The following is a 748-nucleotide window of genomic DNA, read 5'->3' as shown; positions in this document are numbered from 1 at the left end:
GGTCGTCGGACAGGAACAGGTCGTCGCTGTGGACGGCGAAGTAGTTCCGGTCGTAGCCGAGGTGCACGCCCTGGGTCAGCCAGTCGACGAACCCGCGGGCCAGTAGCCGGTACTGCTGCTGGTACTGGTTGTAGACGAAGGTGACGACCAGTTCCTTGCGGTTGTCGTGCGCGTACTCGCCGACCAGCGAGCCGCGCGCGGTGCTGCCCGGGATCGGCGCGTCCACCAGGGGGGTGAACGAGGCGCCGGTGGGCAGGGTGGTGAGCGGCGTGGCGAGGTAGCCGTAGCTCTCGCTGACCGAGGGGTCGTTGTCCTCGAAGGGGACGTTGCCCTTGAGGTAGTTGAACGAGCCCGCGGTGCCGGCGGTGGTGACCGCTCCCTGGGTGCCGTCCAGGGTGCCGATGTAGCCCGGGTTGGTCGCCCAGTTCAGGCCGACGTCGGGGCGCGCGTAGGTGTACGCGTCGATCTGGCGGATGCCGAAGGTCGCCTCGAAGCTCGCGAGGGCCGTCATCTCGGCGGAGCCCGTGCCGAACGGGTTGTCGTTCGGCAGCACGACGCCCTGGAACTTGGCGCGCGGCGCGCCGTTCAGGGTGTCGCTGAGGAACGCGGCGGTGATGGTCGGACGGTTCGCGTCCGAGAGCTTCACCACCGTGTACGGCGTGCCTTCGCTCGCCAGCTCGGCGGTGATCGCGGCGGTGGCGGGGCCACCGTCGTCCACCACGAGCACGGTGAGGTCGATCCGGTTCTG

1 pseudogene is annotated in these 748 nt (G+C 69.4%); it reads right to left on the bottom strand.

What is annotated here, in order from left to right:
- Positions 1-748, bottom strand: a pseudogene (locus tag ABD323_RS42640) (hypothetical protein); the annotation flags it as partial.

It is taken from the genome of Kitasatospora nipponensis (assembly GCF_039528135.1).
In the GTDB taxonomy this organism is placed as follows: Bacteria; Actinomycetota; Actinomycetes; order Streptomycetales; family Streptomycetaceae; genus Kitasatospora; species Kitasatospora nipponensis.
This window is presented reverse-complemented; position numbering and strand designations above follow the sequence as displayed.